Genomic DNA, 19,237 nt, shown 5'->3' with positions numbered 1-19,237 from the left:
GATGGCGAAACACTTTCCGATCAAGACGCTTATCGGCCTGGCCCAGGACGATGTGGACGCCGCCGCACAACGTCTGGGCCGCGCGCAGCGCGAGCGCAACGACGTGCAGTCGCAGCTCGACTCGCTGGTGCAGTACCGCGACGAATATCACGCGCGTTTCACGGCGACCGCCCAGACTGGCATGCCCGCCGGCAACATGCGCAATTTCCAGGCATTCATCGACACGCTCGATGCCGCCATCGAACAGCAGCGCAACCTGCTGGTGACGGCCAATGCGCGCGTCGAGGCTGCCAAGCCCGACTGGCAGCGCCAGAAGCAGAAGCTCGGCTCGTATGAAGTGCTGCAGGCGCGCGGCGTTGCCGCCGAAGCGAAAACCATGGCGCGGCGCGACCAGCGCGATTCAGACGAACACGCCGCCCGCATTCTGAGGATGCGTGTCGAGGGCGTCTGATGCGCCCGGGCACCGCTTCGATTGACCGAACACCCCGTTTGACAGATTGACAGGATTCCCTATGTCGCTTCTTTCACAGATCGGCTCACTGCTCGGCTCGGCCAGCAGCACGTCCACCAGCGCGGCGATGGCCGCTGCGGCGAACGCCAAGCCGTTCTCGCAAACCCTGCAGCAGAGCATCGATCTGCAAAACAACGCGGCCGCGCAGAGTGCGAGCAAGCCGCCGGCTCCGTCGTCCTCTTCGTCCGCGTCCGCTTCGTCGTCCTCGGCAGCTTCGTCCAGCGTGCATGACGCGCCGCCGCCGCCCGATCCTTCGACGAAGAGCCAGGATGCCGCGAGCAGCAACACGGACAACAGCAATTCGACGAGCGCTTCCTCGTCCGGCTCATCGTCGGCTTCGTCGTCCGCTTCCGCTGCCAATACGCAGCAAGCCTCGACCGACAAGACCGGCGCGACGCCCGCGAAGTCCGGCAACACGACTATGCAGACCGATGCTGCCACCGCAGCAGCGGCTGCCGCTGCACAGGCGCAGGCTCAAGCGCAGGCCAATGCGAATAGCGCCACCGACCCGACGACCGCTGATCCCGCCACGGCGCTGACTGACGCTGCGACCACGCTGCCCGGCACGGGCACGGACACGACGACGGGCACCACCACGGGCAAAAAGACTGGCGCGACCGATTCGAAGTCGGCGCAGGACGCCTTGCAGGCGGCGCTGGCCGCGCTGGCGAGCGGCCAGGGCGTGGTTCCGCCACAGGCACTGGCGAGCGGCGCGGCAGCGAATGCCGCAACGGCGGCGAACGGTTTGGGTGCTGGCACGAGTAACGGACTCAACGGAACGGCGGACGGCAAGACACTGGCAGCCGGTTTGTTCGGCGACGGCAAGGGATCGAGCGCAGGCAAGACCGCGTTGACGGCTGCTGCCACGACCGTGGCGGATCCATCGGCGGCAGCGAAGGCAGCGGCTGACGCGCTGAGCGCGACGGCGACTGCGACGGCCGGTGGTGCGCAGGCTGACGATCTGGCGTCCTTCAAGAGTGCAGCGGATGTCGCGACTGCTGCGCTGGCGGCTGGCCAGGCTGCGGCGAGCGCCGCGAGTACAACGGCGGCCGTGCAGACGACGGGTAATACCGGTGCTGCCGAAGTGGCGAATATGTTGTCACCGCAGGTGGGCACGACGGATTGGGAAGACGCGTTGAGTCAGAAGGTGGTGTTTTTGTCGAATGCGCATTCGCAGAGTGCCGAGCTGACTTTGAATCCGAAGGATCTGGGGCCGCTACAGGTTGTGTTGCAGGTTGCCGATAACCATGCACATGCGTTGTTTGTTTCGCAGCACCAGCAGGTGCGGGAGGCTGTCGAGGCGGCGTTGCCGAAGCTTCGCGAGGCGATGGAGTCCAACGGTATTGGGCTTGGGAGCGCTAGTGTTAGCGATGGGTTTGCCCGGCAGGGCGGGCAGCCGCAAAGTGCAGATTCGGGGCGCTCTGGGGCGCGCGGTGGTGCTGGGGGTTTTGCCGGCGGCGCTGGTGGTTCTGATTCTGACTCTAACGTTGCTAATGTTGCCGTTCGGCGGACTGTTGGGTTGGTGGATACGTTTGCTTAATCTGGGGTTTTGCCCGGTCGGGCGGGGGATTGCCTGCGCGGCGCTTGCTTGTCAGTGTTCTTAGGGCTTTGGCCTTTCCTTGTTTTGTTAGTGGTCTATTAGCGTTGCCCCTGTGCGGGGCGGCACCTACTTTTCTTTGCCGGCTGCAAAGAAAAGTAGGCAAAAGAAAGCAGCTCAAACCGCTACTGCTAAGTGGGCACCGTAGTTTGCAAGCGGTAGTGGTACATCTGGAATCCGTGTTCTCGCACACTCCGCGTTAGTGACAAAGGACTCATCCGCTCCCACTCCGCACTACGTGCGTCGCGGACGGGTCTGCCAGGGAAACCAAGGGCTTCGGTTCAGGTCTGTGGGAGCAGTCGGCTTCGCCTCGGCGAAGCGCCTCTGCAGTCATGCAGCCCTCACTTCCAATGAAGGCCGTGTGTCGCAACACTCGTAGCTGTGCCTATTGATAGTGATATGCAATGGCAAACCGTGGTTCCGAGTGAAACATGGGAGTTGAAACGTAGCGGGTGGTTTTATGAACTGCTCTTCGGCGCGCGCAGCGCCGCCGGAAGTATGACTCCCTTGTCACTGGCGTATGCAGGTGCACGAACACAGATTCCAGATGCACCACTACCCGCAGCAGACCACGGTTCCCACTTAGCATTAGCGGTTTGAGCCGCTTTCTTTTGCCTACTTTTCTTTGCGGCATGCAAAGAAAAGTAGGTGCCGCCCCGCACAGGGGCAACGCTAATACACCACTAACAAATCAAGGAAAGGCCAAAGCCCTAAGAACACTGACAAAAAGCGCCGCGCAGGCAACCCCTCCCCCACCGAAGGCAAAAAAACCTAAAACCAGCGCCGTCAGGCAATCCCCGCCTGAAAGGCAAAAACAAGAGATAGCCCTCAATAACCCTTCTTTTCGACCCATCGCGCCGCAGGCAAATAAACAACAATCACCATCATCAGCACTAAAGGCAAGCAAAGCAAACCTCATGGCAACCACGACCGCAAACCAGCAAGCCGCGCCCGCTTCCCCGGGCCCCTTGAAGCGCATCATCCTGATCGTCCTCATCGCGATCATCGCCGCAGGCGCTGCCGGCGCGGGTGTGTGGTTCTTCATGTCCAAGCGCAGCCCGGCCCCCGCGTCAGCGCCAACCGCCAGCGCACCGGCGCCGCTCGCCGTGCCGCTCTTCTTCCCGCTCGAATCGATGACAGTCAACCTGCAATCGGACGACGGCCAGCAACACTTCCTACGGATCGGCCTGACGCTCAAGCTCAACGACCCGAAAACCCAGCAGGAACTCTCCGACCATATGCCGGAAGTGCGCAGCCGCATCCTCCTCGCACTGTCGAACAAACATCCGGAAGAACTCGCGCCGCTCGAAGGCAAACGCGCGCTCGCCACCGAACTCCAGACGCTGATCGAACAGCCGACCGATAAGGGCGCCGCGCCGATCCACGTCCAGGACGTGCTGTTCACCGAATTCGTCGTGCAGTGACGTTATTTAGCGCTGCCATCATTAACCGCCACGGGACGCACGAGGAATAAGGAATGGGCCACGAAGAGTTCATGTCCCAGGAGGAGGTCGATGCCCTCCTCAAGGGCGTCACCGGCGAGTCCGACTCGGAAGCCGAGCAGACCGATCGTGCGGGTGTACGCCCGTACAACATCGCGACGCAGGAACGCATCGTCCGCGGCCGCATGCCCGGCCTCGAAATCATCAACGACCGCTTCGCGCGTCTGTTACGCGTCGGCATCTTCAACTTCATGCGGCGCTCGGCGGAAATTTCCGTCGGTCCGGTGAAAGTGCAGAAGTACAGCGAGTTCACCCGCAACCTGCCGATCCCGACCAACCTGAACCTGGTCCACGTGAAGCCGTTGCGCGGTACGTCGCTGTTCGTGTTCGACCCGAATCTGGTGTTCTTCGTGGTCGACAACCTGTTCGGCGGCGACGGGCGTTTCCATACCCGCGTCGAAGGCCGCGATTTCACGGCAACCGAGCAGCGCATCATCATGAAGCTGCTCAACCTCACGTTCGAGCACTACGCGGCGTCGTGGAAAAGCGTGCGGCCGCTGCAGTTCGAATTCGTGCGCTCGGAAATGCATACGCAGTTCGCCAACGTGGCGACGCCGAACGAAATCGTCATCGTCACGCAGTTCTCGATCGAGTTCGGCACGACGGGCGGCACGCTGCACATCTGCATGCCGTATTCGATGATCGAGCCGATCCGCGACATTCTCTCGTCGCCGATCCAGGGCGAGGCGCTCGAAGTCGACCGCCGCTGGGTCCGCGTGCTGTCGCAACAGGTGCAGGCAGCAGAAGTGGAACTGACCGCCGACCTGGCCCAGGTGCCGGTCACGTTCGAACAGATCCTGAACATGCGCAAAGGCGATGTTCTGCCGATCAACATCCCCGAACACATCACGGCGAAAGTCGATGGCGTGCCGGTGATGGAGTGCGGCTACGGAATTTTCAATGGTCAGTACGCGTTGCGGGTCCAGAAAATGATCAGCGCAGCCGACACGATGAAGGATGGTGGATATGAGTGACCTGAACGCAAAGACTGAGGCCGAACTGGCCGCTGGCGAGCCGCAACTGGCCGCCGACGCAACCAGCGCCGAAGACGAAGCGGCCATGGCCGACTGGGCCAGCGCGCTGGCCGAGCAGAACGACAACACGGAAGTCAGCGCGACCACGGCCGGCGTGTTCCAGCCGCTCTCGAAGGTCGAGCCGACCTCGACGCGTAACGACATCGACATGATCCTGGACATTCCTGTCCAGATGACCGTCGAACTCGGCCGCACCAAGATCGCGATCCGCAACCTGCTGCAACTCGCACAGGGCTCGGTCGTGGAACTGGACGGCATGGCGGGCGAACCGATGGACGTGCTGGTCAACGGCTGCCTGATCGCCCAGGGCGAAGTGGTGGTCGTGAACGACAAGTTCGGTATCCGTCTGACCGACATCATCACGCCGTCCGAACGTATCCGGAAACTGAATCGATGAAATGCGTTGCCGGTCGCGCCATGCTGCACGCGTCGCGCGATGTTCTCAATCGCGCTGTGCTCGCAGCAATGGCAACGACGGCAGCGGCCACCCCGGCGCTGATGTTCGCAGTGACCTCCGTGGCGGCACTCGCCCCATCAGCCGCGCACGCGGCCGACATGAACGCGGTCAACAACGCCGCGAAAATCGCGTCAGGTGTGGGTGCGGGCACGGCCGTTCCGGCGCTCGGCGTCGGCGCGGTGCTGCAAACCATCGTCGGCCTGCTGGTCGTGATCGGTCTGGTGTTCGCCTGTGCATGGCTCGCGCGCCGCTTCGGCTTGCAGCCAGCCAATCGCGGCGGCCTCGTGAAGACGATCGGCGGCGCCTCGCTCGGCGGCAAGGAGCGGGTCGCGGTGGTCGAGATCGGCGATACGTGGCTCGTGCTCGGCACGGCGCCCGGCAATGTGCGTCTGCTGCACACGATGCCCGCCGGTTCGGCCGCAATCGATCCGGTCGCAGGCACGCAACCGGCCACACCCGGCGCATCGGATACATCGAGTAAAGGCGCCGCGTTGCCCGGCACCTTCGGCCAACGCTTTCGCGATGCTTTAAAAGGCGAAGTGGGCAAACGTTTCAATGGGCAAGGCAGCGGGGATCGGTAATGCAGTTCAGTCTTCTTTCAGTGCACCCCGTGCAATCAGCACATCAAACGCACGCCACGCGCATGTCCTGCGCCGCCTCGAAAATCATTCCCATCCTGCGCCGCGTCGCGCCAGTCGTGTTGCCGGCGCTGATGCTCGCGCTGCCGACGCTGTCGTTCGCGCAAACCGCCGGCTTGCCGGCCTTCAATACGAGCCCGGGTCCGAACGGCGGTACGACGTATTCGCTGAGCGTGCAGACGATGCTGCTGCTCACGATGCTGTCGTTCCTGCCGGCGATGGTGCTGATGATGACGAGCTTCACTCGCATCATCATCGTGTTGTCGCTGCTACGTCAGGCGCTCGGCACCACCACCACGCCGCCAAACCAGGTGCTGGTCGGTCTCGCGCTGTTCCTCACGCTGTTCGTGATGTCGCCGGTGCTCGACAAGGCCTATAACGAGGGCTACAAACCGTTCTCCGAAGGCTCGATGCCGATGGAGACGGCGGTGAGCCGCGGCCTCGCGCCGTTCAAGACCTTCATGCTGCGCCAGACCCGCGAAAGCGATCTTGCCTTGTTCGCCCGCATCTCGCACGCAGCGCCGATGCAAGGTCCGGAAGACGTGCCGCTGTCGCTGCTGGTGCCGTCGTTCGTGACGAGCGAACTGAAAACGGGCTTCCAGATCGGCTTCACGATTTTCATCCCGTTCCTCATCATCGACATGGTGGTGGCGAGCGTGCTGATGTCGATGGGGATGATGATGGTCTCGCCCGCCACCATCTCGCTGCCGTTCAAGCTGATGCTGTTCGTGCTGGTCGACGGTTGGCAACTGCTGCTCGGCTCGCTCGCGCAGAGCTTTGTTTAACCGGCTCATTTAACCAGCTCACTTAGTTGCGTCACTCAATCCTTCACGCTTCCGGTACTACGCCATGAATCAGGAATCCGTCATGACGCTCGCGCACCAGGCCATGTATGTCGGCCTGCTGCTTGCCGCGCCGTTGTTGCTGGTCGCGCTGGTGGTCGGTCTGGTGGTGAGCCTGTTCCAGGCCGCCACGCAGATCAACGAAACCACGCTGTCGTTCATTCCGAAGCTGCTCGCGATCGCCATCACGATGGTGATCGCCGGTCCGTGGATGTTGACGACCATGCTCGACTATCTGCGCCAGACGCTCACCAATATCCCGTCGCTAGTCAACTGAGCGCGGCCCCGGCTTCAGCTCGGCGCTTGCCCCCTTCCCCACCGCCATGTTTTCCGTCACCTACGCCCAACTGAACGTCTGGCTCACAGCGTTCCTGTGGCCGTTCGTGCGGATTCTCGCGCTGGTGGCGACCGCGCCGGTGCTCGGCAACCGCTCGCTGCCGACGCGCGTGAAGATCGGCCTCGCGGCTTTCATCACGATCATCGTCGCGCCTACGCTCGGCGCGCTGCCGCAGGTCACGGTGTTTTCCGCCGAAGGCGTGTGGATTATCGTCAACCAGTTCCTGATCGGCATCGCGCTCGGCATGACAATGCAGATCGTGTTCCAGGCGATCAGCGCCACTGGCGATTTCGTCGGCCTCGGCATGGGTCTCGGTTTCGCAACATTTTTCGACGCGCAGGCAAGCAGTTCGAGCCAGGTGCTGTCGAGCTACATGAACATCATTGCAATGCTGGTGTTTCTGGTGATCGATGGCCATCTGCAGATGATCAGCGCGCTGCTGACCACGTTCCAGTCCGTGCCGGTGTCGGCGAACATTCTGGGCGCGCCCGGCTGGCGCACGCTGGCGAATTTCGGCAGCACGGTGTTTTCGGCGGGCCTGTTGCTGTCGCTGCCGGTGGTCGTCGCGCTCCTGATCACCAATATCTCGCTCGGCATCCTGAACCGCGCCGCGCCGCAAATCGGCGTATTCCAGATCGGCTTTCCGCTGACCATGCTGATCGGCATGCTGCTCCTGCAACTGATGATCCCGAACATGATTCCGTTCTTCATGCGCCTGTTCGACGTCGGTCTCGATCAGATGGGGCGTGTAGCAGCGGGGTTGAAGTAGCGCGGCCCCACCCAAAACAAAGAAGGGCGGAACCGGCTCACACCGGCTTCCGCCCTTCCTCGTTTCAGACTGCTCGCTTAATTCAGGTACTGGAACAGCGAAACGCTCTGGATCTTCACGAACGCCTGCTGCGCCGCTTGCAGCGCGTTTTGCGTCATCGTGTACTGGCCGATCGTCTTGGCCATGTCCGTCTGCGTCAGATCCGCGAGGTTGCTCGACGTCTGCAACGTGTTGGTCTGGGTGACGGTCTGCAACGCCTGCACTTGCTGCTCGCGGCCACCCACCGCCGCCTGCGCGGTCACGACGTTGTTCATCGTGTTTTCGAGCTGGGTCATGCTGGTGGTCAGTGCGCTCTGGTAGCTGGCCGTCGAGGCGCCGCCGGACAGCGGCGATTGCAACGTGGTGATCAACTGGCTCAGATTGGCGAACACATCCATGCTGCCTTGCGTGGCCGGCGTCACGGAAAAGCTGTCGCCCGCGTTCGGTGCGCCAGTGATGTTCACCGTCTGGCCGCCAAGCGTGATCGCCGAGCCGGCCGTAAACGGTTGCGGCGCGCTCGTGGTCGGCGCCCCGCTCGGCGGGGTCTGGGTCACCGTGTAGGTGGTCGCCGACGTGAAGTTGATCGCGTACGTATCCGCATTGGCCGGATTGGTCGGGTTCGTCAGGCTCACGGTGCTGATCACGCCCGTGCCCGTGTTGCCGGCCGTCGCGGCCGGCACCGAGCTGGTGCCGATCGCTGCCACGCTCCCGAAGATCGCGAGACCGTTGTCGCCGGTCTGAATCGTGTGCGAGGACGTGATCTGCATGGAAGGCGTACCGGTATCGCCCGAATAGCTCACGACACCGGCCGCGTTGGTGGTGTACGGCGTCGCAGTGGTTTGATAACCACCGAACAAGGCATTGCCCTGCGGGTCGGTCGCATTGGCGAGCGTCATCAACTGGCTGCGCAAGCTCTGCAATTGCGTCGCGATCGAACCGCGGTCGCCGTTGTTCAGCGAACCGTCGCCGGCGCTCAGCACCAGCGTGTGAATGCTCTGCAGCACGGTATTGACACTGCCGAGCGTCGAATCTTCCTGTTGCAGCGAAGAGAGTGCTGCGCCCTGGTTGGTCGTGTACTGCGACAGGCTCGTCGCCGTCGAACTCAGCAGCACCGCCTGCGCCGCGCCGAGCGGATTGTCCGACGGCGTGGAGAGGCTCACGCCGCTCGAGATCTCTTGATACAACTGCGACAACTGAGCTTGCTGATCGCTCATCGTCGCCACGTTCATATTGAAGTACTGCGTACTGGAGATGCGCATGTTCAACGCCTCACTGGAAGATGCCGAGTATCGTCTGGAACAGGGTCTGCGCAGTCTGGATGACCTTGCTGTTCGCCTGATAGAGCTGCTGATACTGAAGCAGGTTGGCTGCTTCTTCGTTGATGTTCACGCCCGAGACCGACTGCTGCGCGGTGGTGATCTGCGTCACCAGCGCGGTCTGCGCCGTGCTCGAGGTCTGAATCTGATTGGTCTGGTTGCCGATCTGGTTGACGTAGTTCGCATACGCGCCCGTCAGCGTGACCGTGCCGCCCGCCAATACCTTCGCCGCGGAGAGGTTCGACAGCGCCAGTGCATTGCGGCCGTCGTTGCTCGCGCCGGTGTTCGGGCCGATGGTGAACGTGTCGCCGGCAGCCGGTGCGCCGCTGATCGTCACCGAGACGTTGTTCATCTGGCCGGCGGTCGGGTTGGTGATCGTCAGCGCTGCCCCCGTAGCCGACGAATACGGCACCACGGTCGCCGCAGTGGCGATCGGGTAAGAGGTGGGGGGCGAGCCCGCTACCGTCACCGTCGAACCGGCCGGGAAGCCCGAGAGACCCGCGCCGTTGTAAGACAGCGTGGTGGTCGCATTCGGCATCGTGTAACCGGCCGTCACCGAGCCTTGCGTGATCGTACCGGTGCCGGTATTGCTCGCCGTTGCCGCCCCGAGCACCGGTGCCGCGGCGGCAATCGCCGACGGGTCCGTGGTCGCGGTGTTGAAGCTGTTCAGCGCGCCGCGGGTCGGTTCTACCGTGAACGAATCGCCGGCGTTCATCGTGCCGGTGGTCGAGAAATTCAGGCCGTTGATCGGCAGTGCCAGCGTGGCCGCCGAGCCCACCACGCTGCCGGTCGAATTGTCGGTCAGCGTGTAGCTGGTGCCGTTATAAGCCAGCGTGTAATCGCCGGTGGTCGGCTGCGCAGGATTCGCGAACGAGACGTTCAGCGACGCGTTGCCGGTGTTCTTCGTATTCGCGTAGACGGTCGGGCCGCCCACCGAAAACAGCGCGCCGCCCTGGGCGCCAGCGAGCGTGATGCCGAGGCCGTTCTGCGCGTTGACCTGCGCGGAAAAGCTCACCGCAATCGCGCCGAGTTGCGCTTCGGACGGATCGAGCGTCTGGCTGCGGAACGCCAGCAGGCCGCCAAGCGTGCCGCCCGTGATCTTGCTGTCGGGCAGGTTTTGCGGCGCAGCGGCCGGGTTTGCACCTGCCTGGCCGAGATACTGCACCGACAGTTCGCTGGTGTCGCCGGTCGAAGGCGCCGTACCCAGGTTGTAGCTATTGGTGGACGATACGAGCGGCTGGCCGTTGCCCATGAACACGCTATAGCTGCCGTTGCTGTTCACGACGTTCACGCCGATCAGTTGCGACAGGTTCGACACGGCTTGATCGCGCTGATCCATCAGCTGGTTCGGCGGCTGACCTTGCGTGCTGGCCTGGGAGATCTGCCCGTTCAATTGGGCGATCTGCTGCGTGTAGCTATTGATTTGCGAAACGGTGTTGCTGAGCTGCGTGTTGACGCTCTGGCGCATCGCGTCGTATTGCTGACCCGCGGCATTGATCTGATTCACGAGCGTCTGCGCGCCGCTTATCGCGCCCTGGCGGGTGGACAGGCTGGAGGCGTTGTTCGAGACGTTCTGCAAACCGGTGAAGTAGCTGGTGATCGCGCTTGCAATGCCGGCTGTCGGGCTACCGACAAGATTGTTCAACTGCGAGATCATCGTGTTGTACGTCGACAGCGATCCGCCCGAGCTCTGCGCATTGTTCAACTCAGTGGTCAGATACTGGCTGTACTGGCGCGTCACGGTGACGGTCGAGACGCCCTGCGGCAAAAAGCCGGAACCCGTGTACTGGCCACCGGTTTCGGCGTAGACCGGCGTTTCGATCGTGTAGCCCGGCGTCGACGCATTGCTGATGTTCTGGCCGGTCGTCGTGAGTCCCCACTGGGCTGCGTTCAGTCCACTGAGTCCGAGATTGATGAGGTTGCTCGACATGCGTCATCCTGAAGGGCGACACCGACCACTTGCCGCCGCGTTACTTGAACATCCTGTTTAACGGCCCCCACGAGGAAAAATTGAGGGCCATTCCGATGCTTGTTCGACGTTTGTTTCAACGTTTGCGAGGCGCGTGCAGCAAGGCTCTTTCGCCGTTCAGCGCACCAGCGAGCGGCGCTTCATTTCGAGTTGCGTGATCAGACGCTGCAGCGTGTTTTCGGCGCTGCCCGGCAGCGTCAGAAAACGGAAGCCGAGTTGATAGCGCTGCGTGCCGTTCGGCAATGCGGTGGAACGGTGCGACACCAGTTGCAGATCGAGCGAAAGGCGGCCAAGCGAGCCGAGCGACAGTTCGCAATCCTGCAGCCGCGTGCCCATCGGCAATTCGGCCACGCGTTCATCCGAGGTGCGCATGCCGACGCCGCCGAGCGACAGATCGTGCACTTCGAAGCGGAACGTGTCGCCTTCGGGCAAACGGCCGCTGCACATATACGGATCGAGTATCGGCGCATCGACGCGGAAATACTCGCGGCGCTGCACGTGGTACAGCACTTCGGGGAAGTCGGACTCGAATGCGGGCAGTCCTTCGTAACGGGTTTCGCGCGGCGTGCCGGTGGCGAACTCGACGCGCACGCCGTCAGGCGACGCGTGGAACTGGCAGCGCGGCGCGCCCAATAAGCCTTTGTTCTGTTCGGAGAGTGCGCCCCAATCGAACGTGAAGGTGCGCCCGCGCACGTCGACATCGAGCAGGCGCGTCACGAGCTGACCGCCCGCATATTCAACGGTGAGGAAATCGCCGCGATTGACGAGGTTGCGTAACTGAACGCCAATCTCCAGCGGATTGCGACGGCCGAAATCGGGTGCGCTTTCGTCTAGCGTGGCGTGCGACTGGCCGGGTGCGTCGGTCTGGCCGTGCGACTGGGTAGTATCCATAGGCTTGCCGGTATGCATGTTCTTGCGGGCGCGTGCCAGGGCTCCTGCCGGGGCTTTCGCGCGGCCTTCATCGAAGCCGCAGCACGCGCATTCAACCGGACATTAAACGCTTTCCGGTATCGGGTCTAACTAATTAGCGGCAGCATTCAGCCAAAATTTAGGGGCGTGTAATGAAATATTTGCCGCAAACGTTAAACGCCGATATTCCGGCAGTGGAATCCGCGTGCATGGAATACCGGCAACAATCACGTCGGTTATGCGGGTGGACCGGCCGCCCGTAGGCGGCCGGCCTCGTCCGTCTTGTTATGCACCTGGCCCCGTCGCGTGCATACTTTATTCGAGAAAATCAGACTGCATAAACTGATCGGCTGCGCAGTCGAGTGCGACTGCACACCTGCATTAACGGCAGGTCAGCCCATTTTCTGCATGATGGACATCAGCTTTTTCGCGTAATGCGGATCGGTCGCGTAACCCGCGCGCTGCATGCCGTTGGCAAAGCCATTCACGTCATGCGAAGAGTTGATCACCTGCGCATAACGCGGGTTGCCCTTGAGCATGCTCGCGTAGTCGGTCATCGCTTCCTGGTACGAGTCGTACGCGCGGAATTTTTCGACGGTGCGCTGCGGCTTGCCGTTCACATATTCGGTCGTGACCGTCGAGACGGTCTTGCCGGTCCAGTCCTTGGTCGCCTTGATGCCGAACACGTTGTGGCTGGTCGAACCGTCCGACTTCCTGATCTCGCTCTTGCCCCAACCCGATTCGAGCGCGGCCTGGCCGATGATGAAGCGCGCCGGAATGCCGGTTGCCGCGCTGGCGGCTTGCGCCGGCTCGGCGAGCTTGTCGACGAAGGCGTCGACCTTCGGCGAGCTGCCGTCGCCTTTGATCGGCGGAGTCAGCGCGCTGTTGGCCGAGTAGCCCTTGCCCATCGCCAGTTGGCCGTTGGCCTGCGCGTTGCCGTAAGCCTTCGCGAGCGCGTTCAGCGCCGCGGTCTGGCCTTCGTCGCCGCCGCTGCCGCCACCGAGCGCATTGGCCATGCCGGCGAGGCCGCCGCCTGCGCCGCTCGCGCCACCCACCTGCATGCCCTGATTGCGCATCATCTGCTTGAGCATCGCGTCGGCGACACCAATGCCCTTCTGCGACAGTTGTTGCGACAACTGCTGATCCATCATCGACGTGAAGGTGGCGCTGTCGTGCGAATCGAACGGACCATCCTGTGGCGTCGCATCGCGCATGCTCTTCAGCATCATCTGGGTGAACACCGCGTCGAACTGTTGCGCCGCCATCTTCATGCCGGCTTGCGGCGAGGCCTTGGCCTGTGCGCTCAGCTTGCCGAAGCCCTGCACGTCGAGCGCGAAGCGCTGGGTCAGGTCGTTCGCCGCATTGGCGGAATTGGTCGTATCCGAATTCATCCTGTGTCTTCCCTAGATGATTTCCAGGTCGGCGCGCAAAGCGCCCGCCGCTTTCATTGCCTGCAGGATCGACATCAGATCCGCGGGCGTCGCACCCAGTGCGTTGAGCGCCTTCACCACTTCGGCAAGGTTCGCGCCGGCGGTCACCAGCTTCAGTGCGCCGTTGTCCTGCTTCATCTGAATCTGCGATTGTTGCGCGGTCACCGTCTGGCCGTTCGAGAACGCGCCCGGCTGACTCACCACCGGCTGCGTATTGATCACCACGGACAGATTGCCGTGCGCCACCGCGCAGCTTTGCAGCGTGACCATCTGGTTCATCACGATCGAGCCGGTGCGCGCGTTCAGGATCACCTTCGCGGCCGCTTGCGCCGGCTTGACGTCGAGGTTCTGCAATTGCGCCATGAAGGCGACCTGCTGCTCCGGATCGGAGGGCGCGCGCAGTTGAATCGTGCGGCCGTCGAGCGCCGTGGCCGTGCCGCTGCCGAACGCGTTGTTCACCGCGGCCACCACGCGCTGCGTGGTGTCGTAGTCCATGTCGTTCAGGTCGAGCTGCATCGTACCCGCTTGCGATACCGAGGTCGGCACCGCGCGTTCGACGATCGCGCCGCCGGCGATGCGGCCCGCATTGAGTGTGTTCACCTGCACCTTGCTGCCGTTCGCGCTCGCGCCGGCGCCGCCGACCGCCACATTGCCCTGGCCAAGCGCATACACCTGGCCGTCCGCGCCCTTGAGCGGCGTAAGCAGCAGCGTGCCGCCGCGCAGGCTCTTCGAATTGCCGAGCGACGACACCGTCACGTCGATCGCTTCGCCGGGACGCGCGAACGGCGGCAACACCGCCGTCACCATCACCGCGGCGACGTTCTTCAACTGGATGTTCGATAGCGACGATTGCTGGTTGGTCGAGCCCGCCGCCTGGTTGTTGATCGAGATGCCGAGGTTCGCCAGCATGTTGGCGAGTGTCTGCGTGGTGAACGGCGTCTGCGTGGTCTGGTCGCCCGTGCCGTCAAGACCGACGACGAGGCCGTAGCCGATCAGCGGGTTGTCACGCACGCCCTGGATCTGCACGAGGTCTTTCAGACGTTCGGCATAAGCGGGCGTAGCGGCCGGCAGCGCGGCGCAAGCAAGCGCGATGAAGGCCAGTGCACGGCCCACGCGAGCCAATCGCGCGAGAGGTGCGGCGAACGCGGCGCGGCGGGAGCGGGAGAAGGCGGTACGCATGATCACCACGGCGACACGTTGAGGAAGAAGCGCTGCAGGAAGCCCATGTTCTCGGATTCGTCGATATAGCCCTTCGCGGAGTATTCGATCTTCGCGTCGGCCACCTGGGTCGAGTACACGGCGTTCAGGTTGGAGATCGTGTTGGGATTCACCACACCGGAAAAGCGCACGAATTCGTTGCCCTGGTTGATCAGCATCTGCTTCTCGCCGCTGACCATCAGGTTGCCGTTCGGCAGCACGCCGGTCACTGTCACCGTGATCGTGCCGCTGAACGTATTCGACGCATTCGCACCGCCGGTTGCCGAAAACTTGTTGGCGCCGTTCGCGCTCAGGTTGGTCTTGCCGAACAGGCCGCCGAGAAAACCGGCGGTCGGCACGTCGAAGTTGGTGTTGCCGTTACGATTGACCCCGGCGCCCGAGGACTTCGTTGCGTTGACGTTTTCCTGAATCACGATCGTCAGGATGTCGCCCACATTGCGCGGCCGCTGATCTTCGAACAGCGGCCGGCCCGCGTAACCCGGGTTGTAGATCGAGCCCGGCGATTGCGCCTGCGGCGGCATCGGCGGCTGTGCCGTCATCGGTTGCTGGACGATCGGCTGCTTCGGCACGAGGCCGCAGCCACCCAACGCCGCGAGCAGTGTGAGCTGCACGAGCGCCTGAGCGGTGCGCGAATGAACCGGGTTACGAGTGAAGTGCGACATCTTGATTATTACCGCCTGTTAATTCCCCAGTCCCTTAAGCCTTAAACCTGCATCTGGCTGAGGGTCTGCAGCATCTGGTCGGAGGTCGTCACGGCCTTGCTGTTGATTTCGTAAGCGCGCTGCGTCTGGATCATGTTCACCAGTTCCTGCACCACGTTCACGTTCGATGCTTCCACGTAACCCTGATTCAGCGTGCCGGCGCCGTTCAGGCCCGGTTGCGCGACGTTCGGCGCACCCGACGAAGCCGTTTCGGAGAACAGGTTTTCCCCCTTTGCATCCAGACCGGCCGGGTTGATGAAGGTAGCGACCTGCATCGAGCCGAGCTGCTGGCTGTTGGTCGAGCCGGCGACGGTGATCGACACCACGCCGTCGCTGCCGATGGTCAGCGAGGTTGCGTTGTTCGGAATCGTGATCGCCGGAATCACCTGGTAGCCGCTCGATGTGACGAGCTGGCCTTGCGCGTTGGTCTGGAACGAACCGTCACGCGTGTAGGCGGTGGTGCCATCGGGCATCTGCACCTGGAAAAAGCCCTGACCGTTGATGGCGACGTCTTTCGAGTTGCCGGTCTGCTGCAGGTTGCCCTGCGTGTAGAGACGTTCGGTCGCGACCTGTTGCACACCTGTGCCGAGCTGGATACCGGACGGCAGTTCGGTGTTTTGCGTCGAGTTCGCACCCGGCTGACGGATGGTCTGATACAGCAGATCCTCGAACACCGCGCGCGAGCCCTTGAAGCCGTTGGTGCTGACGTTCGCGAGGTTGTTCGAAATCACGTCCATCTGCGACTGTTGCGCATTCATGCCGGTGGCGGCGATGTAGAGCGAGCGATTCACTATTCTTCTCCTGTGTCGACCGGAGTTGGCGCTTTAGCGCTTAGTCCGGTCCCATGCAAAGCTGTCGTTCGGAGTTAGCGCTTTAGCGCTTACTCCGGTCCCATCCCGTTAGCTAAAGCTGAGCAACTGGTTGGCGGACTGGTCGTTCTTGTCCGCGTTTTCCAGCAGCTTGGTCTGCATCTGGAACTGGCGAGCGTTGGTGATCATCGCGACCATCGCGCTGACCGGATTCACGTTGCTGCCTTCAAGCGATGCCGGCGCCAGCGTGACGGCCGGATCGGCGTCGGCTGCATTGCCGTCGGCAGTGCGAAAAAGGCCGTCGTCGCCGCGCGTCATGGTTTGCGGATCCGGATTCACCAGCTTCAACTGATCGACCGTCACCACCGCCGTCGGCGGATCGCCCGGCGTCAGCGCGGACACCGTGCCGTCCTTGCCGATGGTGATTTCCGCACCCGGCGGCACCGATACCGGGCCGCCGTTGCCGAGCACCGTCTGGTTCATGGCGTTCACCAGTTGACCGTTCTCGTCGACGTGCAGATTGCCGGCGCGCGTATAAGCCTCGTTGCCGTCGGCGGTTTGCACCGCCAGCCAGCCCGGACCCTGGATCGCCACGTCGAGCGGGTTGCCCGTCTGCTGGATCGGCCCCGGCGTGTAGTCGGCACCCGGCGTCGACGACAGCACGAAGGTGCGCGTGGTGGTGTCGTTGATCGAACTGCCGTCGCCGAACGCCATCGGCACGGCGCGGAAAGTCGCAAGCTGCGCGCGAAAGCCGGTGGTCGAGGCGTTCGCCAGATTGTTGGCAACGATAGCCTGCTGTTCGAGCGCTTGCGTGCTGCCCGACATCGCGGTGTAGATCAGCCGATCCATGATGGGAAGTCCCGGTCGCTTACAGGTTGATCAGGGTCTGGTCGACGGTCTGCTGGGTCTTGATCGTCTGCGCGTTCGCCTGATAGTTGCGTTGCGCGGTGATCAGGTTCACCAGTTCGCTCGTCAGGTCGACGTTCGAGTTTTCCACCGCGCCGCCTTGCAGCACGCCGTGGTTGGTCGAGCCCGGCGCTGAGATCTGCGCGACGCCCGATTGGGACGTCTGCTGGAACTCGTTGTTGCCGAGGTTCACGAGACCGTTCTGGTTCGAGAAGTTCGCGAGCACGACCTGGCCGAGCGCCGCGGTTTGCTGGTTCGAGTAGTTGCCGGTCAGCGTGCCGTCGGCGCCGATCGTGAAGCTCGTCAGCGTGCCGGCTGCGAAGCCGTCAGGCTGCAGCGAGTTCACGCCGTCCTTGCCGCCGTACTGCGTCGTGCCGCCGATATTCAGCGTCAGGTTCTGCGGCGTCGACGAACCGTCGGTGGTCGGAACGCTGAAGTTGAAGACGAACGGCGTGGTGGTAGCGACGCCAGCCGCGTTGGTCGTGCCGAGCAGCGTGCCCGACGAGTTGAAGTTCGCGTGTCCAACCAGGCTCGCGGTGCCGGTCGAGGTGCCCGCGTACACGTTCCACGTGCCGGCCGAGGTCTTCGCGAAGTACATGTTGACCGTCTGCGAGCCGCCAAGCGAGTCATAGACCGTCGTGCTGGTCGAGTAGTTATACGTCGACGAGCTGTTCTGGTTGAACGCGACCGGGGTCGGCGCGATCGCAACGCTGTCGCCAGTCGCCGGTACGCCGTTGAACGTGATGGTCTGGCCGTTGCCGAGCGAGACCGCCGTGCCGGCCGTGTACGTAGCGGCGGCAGTCGTCGTGCCGAGCGTGGTGTCGGTCACCGTGTAGGTCGTCGGGCTCGTGAAGTTGACGGTGTAGCTGTCGTTATTCGTGCCCGAGGCGGTGTTCGTGATGGTCGCGCCGGGCGTCGTGAGCGTGCTGCCCCCGACAAGGGTCGGCGTCACGGCCGGCGTGCCGAGCATCAGCGGATCCTGCGCGTTCAGGTTCAAACCGGCGACGATCTTGGTGGTGGCTTGCGGCGCGATGTTCGCGGTCGGCACGCTGAGCGGCACAGTCTGCGCGGTGTTGATGATCCCTGCGCCGTTCGCGGCGTAGCCCATCAGTTGCAGGCCTTGCGCGTTGACGATGTTGCCGTTCTTGTCGAGCTGGAACACGCCGTTGCGCGAGTACACCAGCGAGCCGTTGTTCGACAACTGGAAGAAGCCGTTGCCGTTGATCGCGACGTCGAGCGCCTGGTTGGTGCTGGTGATCGTGCCTTGCGAGAACTGCTGCTGCACTTCGGAGAGCTTGGTGCCGATGCCGACCTGGTTGCCCACTGCGGTCGCCACTGAATTGGCGTACATGTCGGCGAATTGCGCCGCGCCGCTCTTGAAGCCAACCGTGTTCGCGTTGGCAATGTTGTTGCCGATCACGTCGAGGTCGCTCGACGATGCGGACAAACCACTCAAACCTTGTTGGTAACCCATGACGGTCTCCGTATCTGGAAAGTCGTAACTGATAGAATCTGAATCAGAGGATGGCGGCGACGCTGGTCAGCCCCACGGTCGTGCCGTTCGACAGCACGAGGCCCGGCGTACCGCTGCTCTGCATGACGACGCTTTGCACCGTCGCGCCCGTGAGCGTCGTGGCCGTTGCCTGCTGACCGTTGATCGTGCCGACCGCGCTGATCGAGTAGCTGCCGTCGGGCAGCGTGTTGCCGGCCGAATCCGTCGGCGTCCAGCCCACCGGAATCGTGCCCGCCGACTGCTTGCCGAGGTCGATCGTGTTGACGATCGTGCCCGCCGAGTTCTTCACCACCACCTGCAGATCGCTCACCGAGTTAGCGAGCTGCACGCCGAACGCGCCGGCCTTGCCGCTTGCAACCGATACCGAGCTGCCCGGCGCGAGCACGGTCGAGCCGATCAGCAGCGCGGCTTGCGACTGCTGGCCTGCCGACATCTGCGTGGCGAGCGAGGTGAGCGTCGTGTTCAACTGGCTGATGCCCGACACCGTGTTGATCTGCGCCAGCTGCGAGGTCATCTGCGAGCTGTCCATCGGATTGGTCGGATCCTGATTCTTCAACTGCGCGACGAGCAGTTGCAGGAAAGTATTCTGCAGATCGGTCGCCGAGGTGCCCGACGTGCTGCCGGTCGAGCTGGTGGAGCTGGTCGCGCTCTTGGTGCTGCTCGTGCCGTTCATCGTATCGAGCAGCGTTTGCGACACGTTCGTGCCGTTGCTGCCGATGGTGGTGTTGGTGGTCAAGGAA

Annotated in this window: 20 protein-coding genes; 9 read left to right on the top strand and 11 right to left on the bottom strand. The window is 63.0% G+C overall.

All coding sequences use genetic code 11. The features are described from left to right. The first annotated feature begins 1 nt into the window (after nt 1). Together fliJ and M0D67_RS11810 are read left to right on the top strand one after the other, a co-directional pair. Complete coding sequence (fliJ, locus tag M0D67_RS11815) at nt 2-451, top strand: flagellar export protein FliJ (RefSeq protein WP_154559838.1); 450 nt, start codon at nt 2-4, stop codon at nt 449-451. A 61-nt stretch (nt 452-512) separates the two neighbouring features. Continuing rightward, nucleotides 513-2,051, top strand: coding sequence for a flagellar hook-length control protein FliK (locus tag M0D67_RS11810; RefSeq protein ID WP_266238862.1), 1,539 nt, complete (start codon nt 513-515; stop codon nt 2,049-2,051). A gap of 748 nt (nt 2,052-2,799) precedes the next feature. Here the strand turns inward: M0D67_RS11810 and M0D67_RS11805 are convergent. Further along, on the bottom strand, nt 2,800-3,015 hold the full coding sequence (locus M0D67_RS11805) for a hypothetical protein (protein WP_266238861.1): 216 nt from the start codon (nt 3,013-3,015) through the stop codon (nt 2,800-2,802). Between the two features lie 10 nt (nt 3,016-3,025). Between M0D67_RS11805 and fliL the strand changes: the two genes are divergently transcribed. The 7 genes from fliL to fliR all read left to right on the top strand — a co-directional run bounded on the left by fliL (nt 3,026) and on the right by fliR (nt 7,687). Next, nucleotides 3,026-3,532 carry a flagellar basal body-associated protein FliL gene (gene fliL, locus M0D67_RS11800; RefSeq protein WP_154559840.1) on the top strand — a complete coding sequence of 169 codons (507 nt, stop codon included), beginning with the start codon at nt 3,026-3,028 and terminating at the stop codon, nt 3,530-3,532. Between the two features lie 53 nt (nt 3,533-3,585). Beyond that, entirely contained in the window at nt 3,586-4,584 is a 999-nt protein-coding gene (gene fliM / locus M0D67_RS11795; RefSeq protein ID WP_154559841.1) for a flagellar motor switch protein FliM, read from the top strand. Further along, complete coding sequence (gene fliN, locus M0D67_RS11790; protein ID WP_093640882.1) at nt 4,577-5,041, top strand: flagellar motor switch protein FliN; 465 nt, start codon at nt 4,577-4,579, stop codon at nt 5,039-5,041. Before fliM ends, fliN begins: the two co-directional genes overlap by 8 nt. Next, nucleotides 5,038-5,682: a flagellar biosynthetic protein FliO gene (gene fliO, locus M0D67_RS11785; protein WP_171927626.1), complete on the top strand. Its 645-nt coding sequence runs from the start codon at nt 5,038-5,040 to the stop codon at nt 5,680-5,682. The genes fliN and fliO overlap by 4 nt, the downstream gene beginning before the upstream one ends. Beyond that, the gene (fliP, locus tag M0D67_RS11780) at nt 5,682-6,524 is read left to right on the top strand and encodes a flagellar type III secretion system pore protein FliP (protein ID WP_154559843.1); all 843 of its coding nucleotides are present in this window, start codon (nt 5,682-5,684) and stop codon (nt 6,522-6,524) included. Before fliO ends, fliP begins: the two co-directional genes overlap by 1 nt. 64 nt (nt 6,525-6,588) lie before the next feature. Continuing rightward, a complete protein-coding gene (fliQ, locus tag M0D67_RS11775) occupies nt 6,589-6,858 on the top strand; it encodes a flagellar biosynthesis protein FliQ (protein ID WP_028198519.1) in 270 nt (89 codons plus the stop codon). A 46-nt stretch (nt 6,859-6,904) separates the two neighbouring features. Next, nucleotides 6,905-7,687 (top strand): flagellar biosynthetic protein FliR, encoded by a 783-nt coding sequence (gene fliR, locus M0D67_RS11770; protein ID WP_154559844.1) that lies wholly within the window; start codon nt 6,905-6,907, stop codon nt 7,685-7,687. Nucleotides 7,688-7,764: 77 nt separating this feature from the next. Here fliR and flgL read toward each other — a convergent pair whose 3' ends face one another. The 10 genes from flgL to flgD form a co-directional block, all read right to left on the bottom strand. Continuing rightward, nucleotides 7,765-8,985: a flagellar hook-associated protein FlgL gene (gene flgL, locus M0D67_RS11765; RefSeq protein WP_154559845.1), complete on the bottom strand. Its 1,221-nt coding sequence runs from the start codon at nt 8,983-8,985 to the stop codon at nt 7,765-7,767. 10 nt (nt 8,986-8,995) lie between these two features. Beyond that, nucleotides 8,996-10,972: a flagellar hook-associated protein FlgK gene (flgK, locus tag M0D67_RS11760; RefSeq protein ID WP_171927627.1), complete on the bottom strand. Its 1,977-nt coding sequence runs from the start codon at nt 10,970-10,972 to the stop codon at nt 8,996-8,998. A gap of 156 nt (nt 10,973-11,128) precedes the next feature. Next, nucleotides 11,129-11,902, bottom strand: a complete 774-nt coding sequence (locus M0D67_RS11755) for a flagellar brake protein (protein WP_171927628.1) — start codon at nt 11,900-11,902, stop codon at nt 11,129-11,131. 410 nt (nt 11,903-12,312) lie between these two features. Continuing rightward, nucleotides 12,313-13,311: a flagellar assembly peptidoglycan hydrolase FlgJ gene (gene flgJ, locus M0D67_RS11750; RefSeq protein WP_171927629.1), complete on the bottom strand. Its 999-nt coding sequence runs from the start codon at nt 13,309-13,311 to the stop codon at nt 12,313-12,315. A 12-nt stretch (nt 13,312-13,323) separates the two neighbouring features. Next, a complete protein-coding gene (locus M0D67_RS11745) occupies nt 13,324-14,529 on the bottom strand; it encodes a flagellar basal body P-ring protein FlgI (RefSeq protein WP_154559849.1) in 1,206 nt (401 codons plus the stop codon). A gap of 2 nt (nt 14,530-14,531) precedes the next feature. After that, nucleotides 14,532-15,230: a flagellar basal body L-ring protein FlgH gene (flgH, locus tag M0D67_RS11740; RefSeq protein WP_171927630.1), complete on the bottom strand. Its 699-nt coding sequence runs from the start codon at nt 15,228-15,230 to the stop codon at nt 14,532-14,534. Between the two features lie 41 nt (nt 15,231-15,271). Further along, nucleotides 15,272-16,060 (bottom strand): flagellar basal-body rod protein FlgG, encoded by a 789-nt coding sequence (gene flgG, locus M0D67_RS11735; RefSeq protein WP_168435648.1) that lies wholly within the window; start codon nt 16,058-16,060, stop codon nt 15,272-15,274. A gap of 108 nt (nt 16,061-16,168) precedes the next feature. Beyond that, the gene (flgF, locus tag M0D67_RS11730; protein ID WP_171927631.1) at nt 16,169-16,927 is read right to left on the bottom strand and encodes a flagellar basal-body rod protein FlgF; all 759 of its coding nucleotides are present in this window, start codon (nt 16,925-16,927) and stop codon (nt 16,169-16,171) included. A 19-nt stretch (nt 16,928-16,946) separates the two neighbouring features. Beyond that, entirely contained in the window at nt 16,947-18,458 is a 1,512-nt protein-coding gene (locus M0D67_RS11725) for a flagellar hook protein FlgE (protein ID WP_171927632.1), read from the bottom strand. A gap of 43 nt (nt 18,459-18,501) precedes the next feature. Then, nucleotides 18,502-19,233, bottom strand: a complete 732-nt coding sequence (gene flgD, locus M0D67_RS11720) for a flagellar hook assembly protein FlgD (protein WP_171927633.1) — start codon at nt 19,231-19,233, stop codon at nt 18,502-18,504. Between the last annotated feature and the right edge of the window lie 4 nt (nt 19,234-19,237).

Origin of the sequence: Paraburkholderia sp. SECH4, assembly GCF_030511745.1 — a bacterium.
Taxonomy (GTDB): Bacteria; Pseudomonadota; Gammaproteobacteria; order Burkholderiales; family Burkholderiaceae; genus Paraburkholderia; species Paraburkholderia madseniana.
This window is presented reverse-complemented; position numbering and strand designations above follow the sequence as displayed.

Bases quoted from the DNA above. Each gene is read 5' to 3' on its own strand.
- fliL (WP_154559840.1), top strand. From the start codon at position 3,026: ATGGCAACCACGACCGCAAACCAGCAAGCCGCGCCCGCTTCCCCGGGC.
- flgF (WP_171927631.1), bottom strand. From the start codon at position 16,927: ATGGATCGGCTGATCTACACCGCGATGTCGGGCAGCACGCAAGCGCTC.
- M0D67_RS11725 (WP_171927632.1), bottom strand. From the start codon at position 18,458: ATGGGTTACCAACAAGGTTTGAGTGGTTTGTCCGCATCGTCGAGCGAC.
- M0D67_RS11810 (WP_266238862.1), top strand. From the start codon at position 513: ATGTCGCTTCTTTCACAGATCGGCTCACTGCTCGGCTCGGCCAGCAGC.
- fliJ (WP_154559838.1), top strand. From the start codon at position 2: ATGGCGAAACACTTTCCGATCAAGACGCTTATCGGCCTGGCCCAGGAC.
- flgH (WP_171927630.1), bottom strand. From the start codon at position 15,230: ATGTCGCACTTCACTCGTAACCCGGTTCATTCGCGCACCGCTCAGGCG.
- fliM (WP_154559841.1), top strand. From the start codon at position 3,586: ATGGGCCACGAAGAGTTCATGTCCCAGGAGGAGGTCGATGCCCTCCTC.
- flgL (WP_154559845.1), bottom strand. From the start codon at position 8,985: ATGCGCATCTCCAGTACGCAGTACTTCAATATGAACGTGGCGACGATG.
- fliP (WP_154559843.1), top strand. From the start codon at position 5,682: ATGCAGTTCAGTCTTCTTTCAGTGCACCCCGTGCAATCAGCACATCAA.
- fliO (WP_171927626.1), top strand. From the start codon at position 5,038: ATGAAATGCGTTGCCGGTCGCGCCATGCTGCACGCGTCGCGCGATGTT.
- fliQ (WP_028198519.1), top strand. From the start codon at position 6,589: ATGAATCAGGAATCCGTCATGACGCTCGCGCACCAGGCCATGTATGTC.
- M0D67_RS11755 (WP_171927628.1), bottom strand. From the start codon at position 11,902: ATGGATACTACCCAGTCGCACGGCCAGACCGACGCACCCGGCCAGTCG.
- fliR (WP_154559844.1), top strand. From the start codon at position 6,905: ATGTTTTCCGTCACCTACGCCCAACTGAACGTCTGGCTCACAGCGTTC.
- flgK (WP_171927627.1), bottom strand. From the start codon at position 10,972: ATGTCGAGCAACCTCATCAATCTCGGACTCAGTGGACTGAACGCAGCC.
- M0D67_RS11745 (WP_154559849.1), bottom strand. From the start codon at position 14,529: ATGCGTACCGCCTTCTCCCGCTCCCGCCGCGCCGCGTTCGCCGCACCT.
- flgJ (WP_171927629.1), bottom strand. From the start codon at position 13,311: ATGAATTCGGATACGACCAATTCCGCCAATGCGGCGAACGACCTGACC.
- fliN (WP_093640882.1), top strand. From the start codon at position 4,577: ATGAGTGACCTGAACGCAAAGACTGAGGCCGAACTGGCCGCTGGCGAG.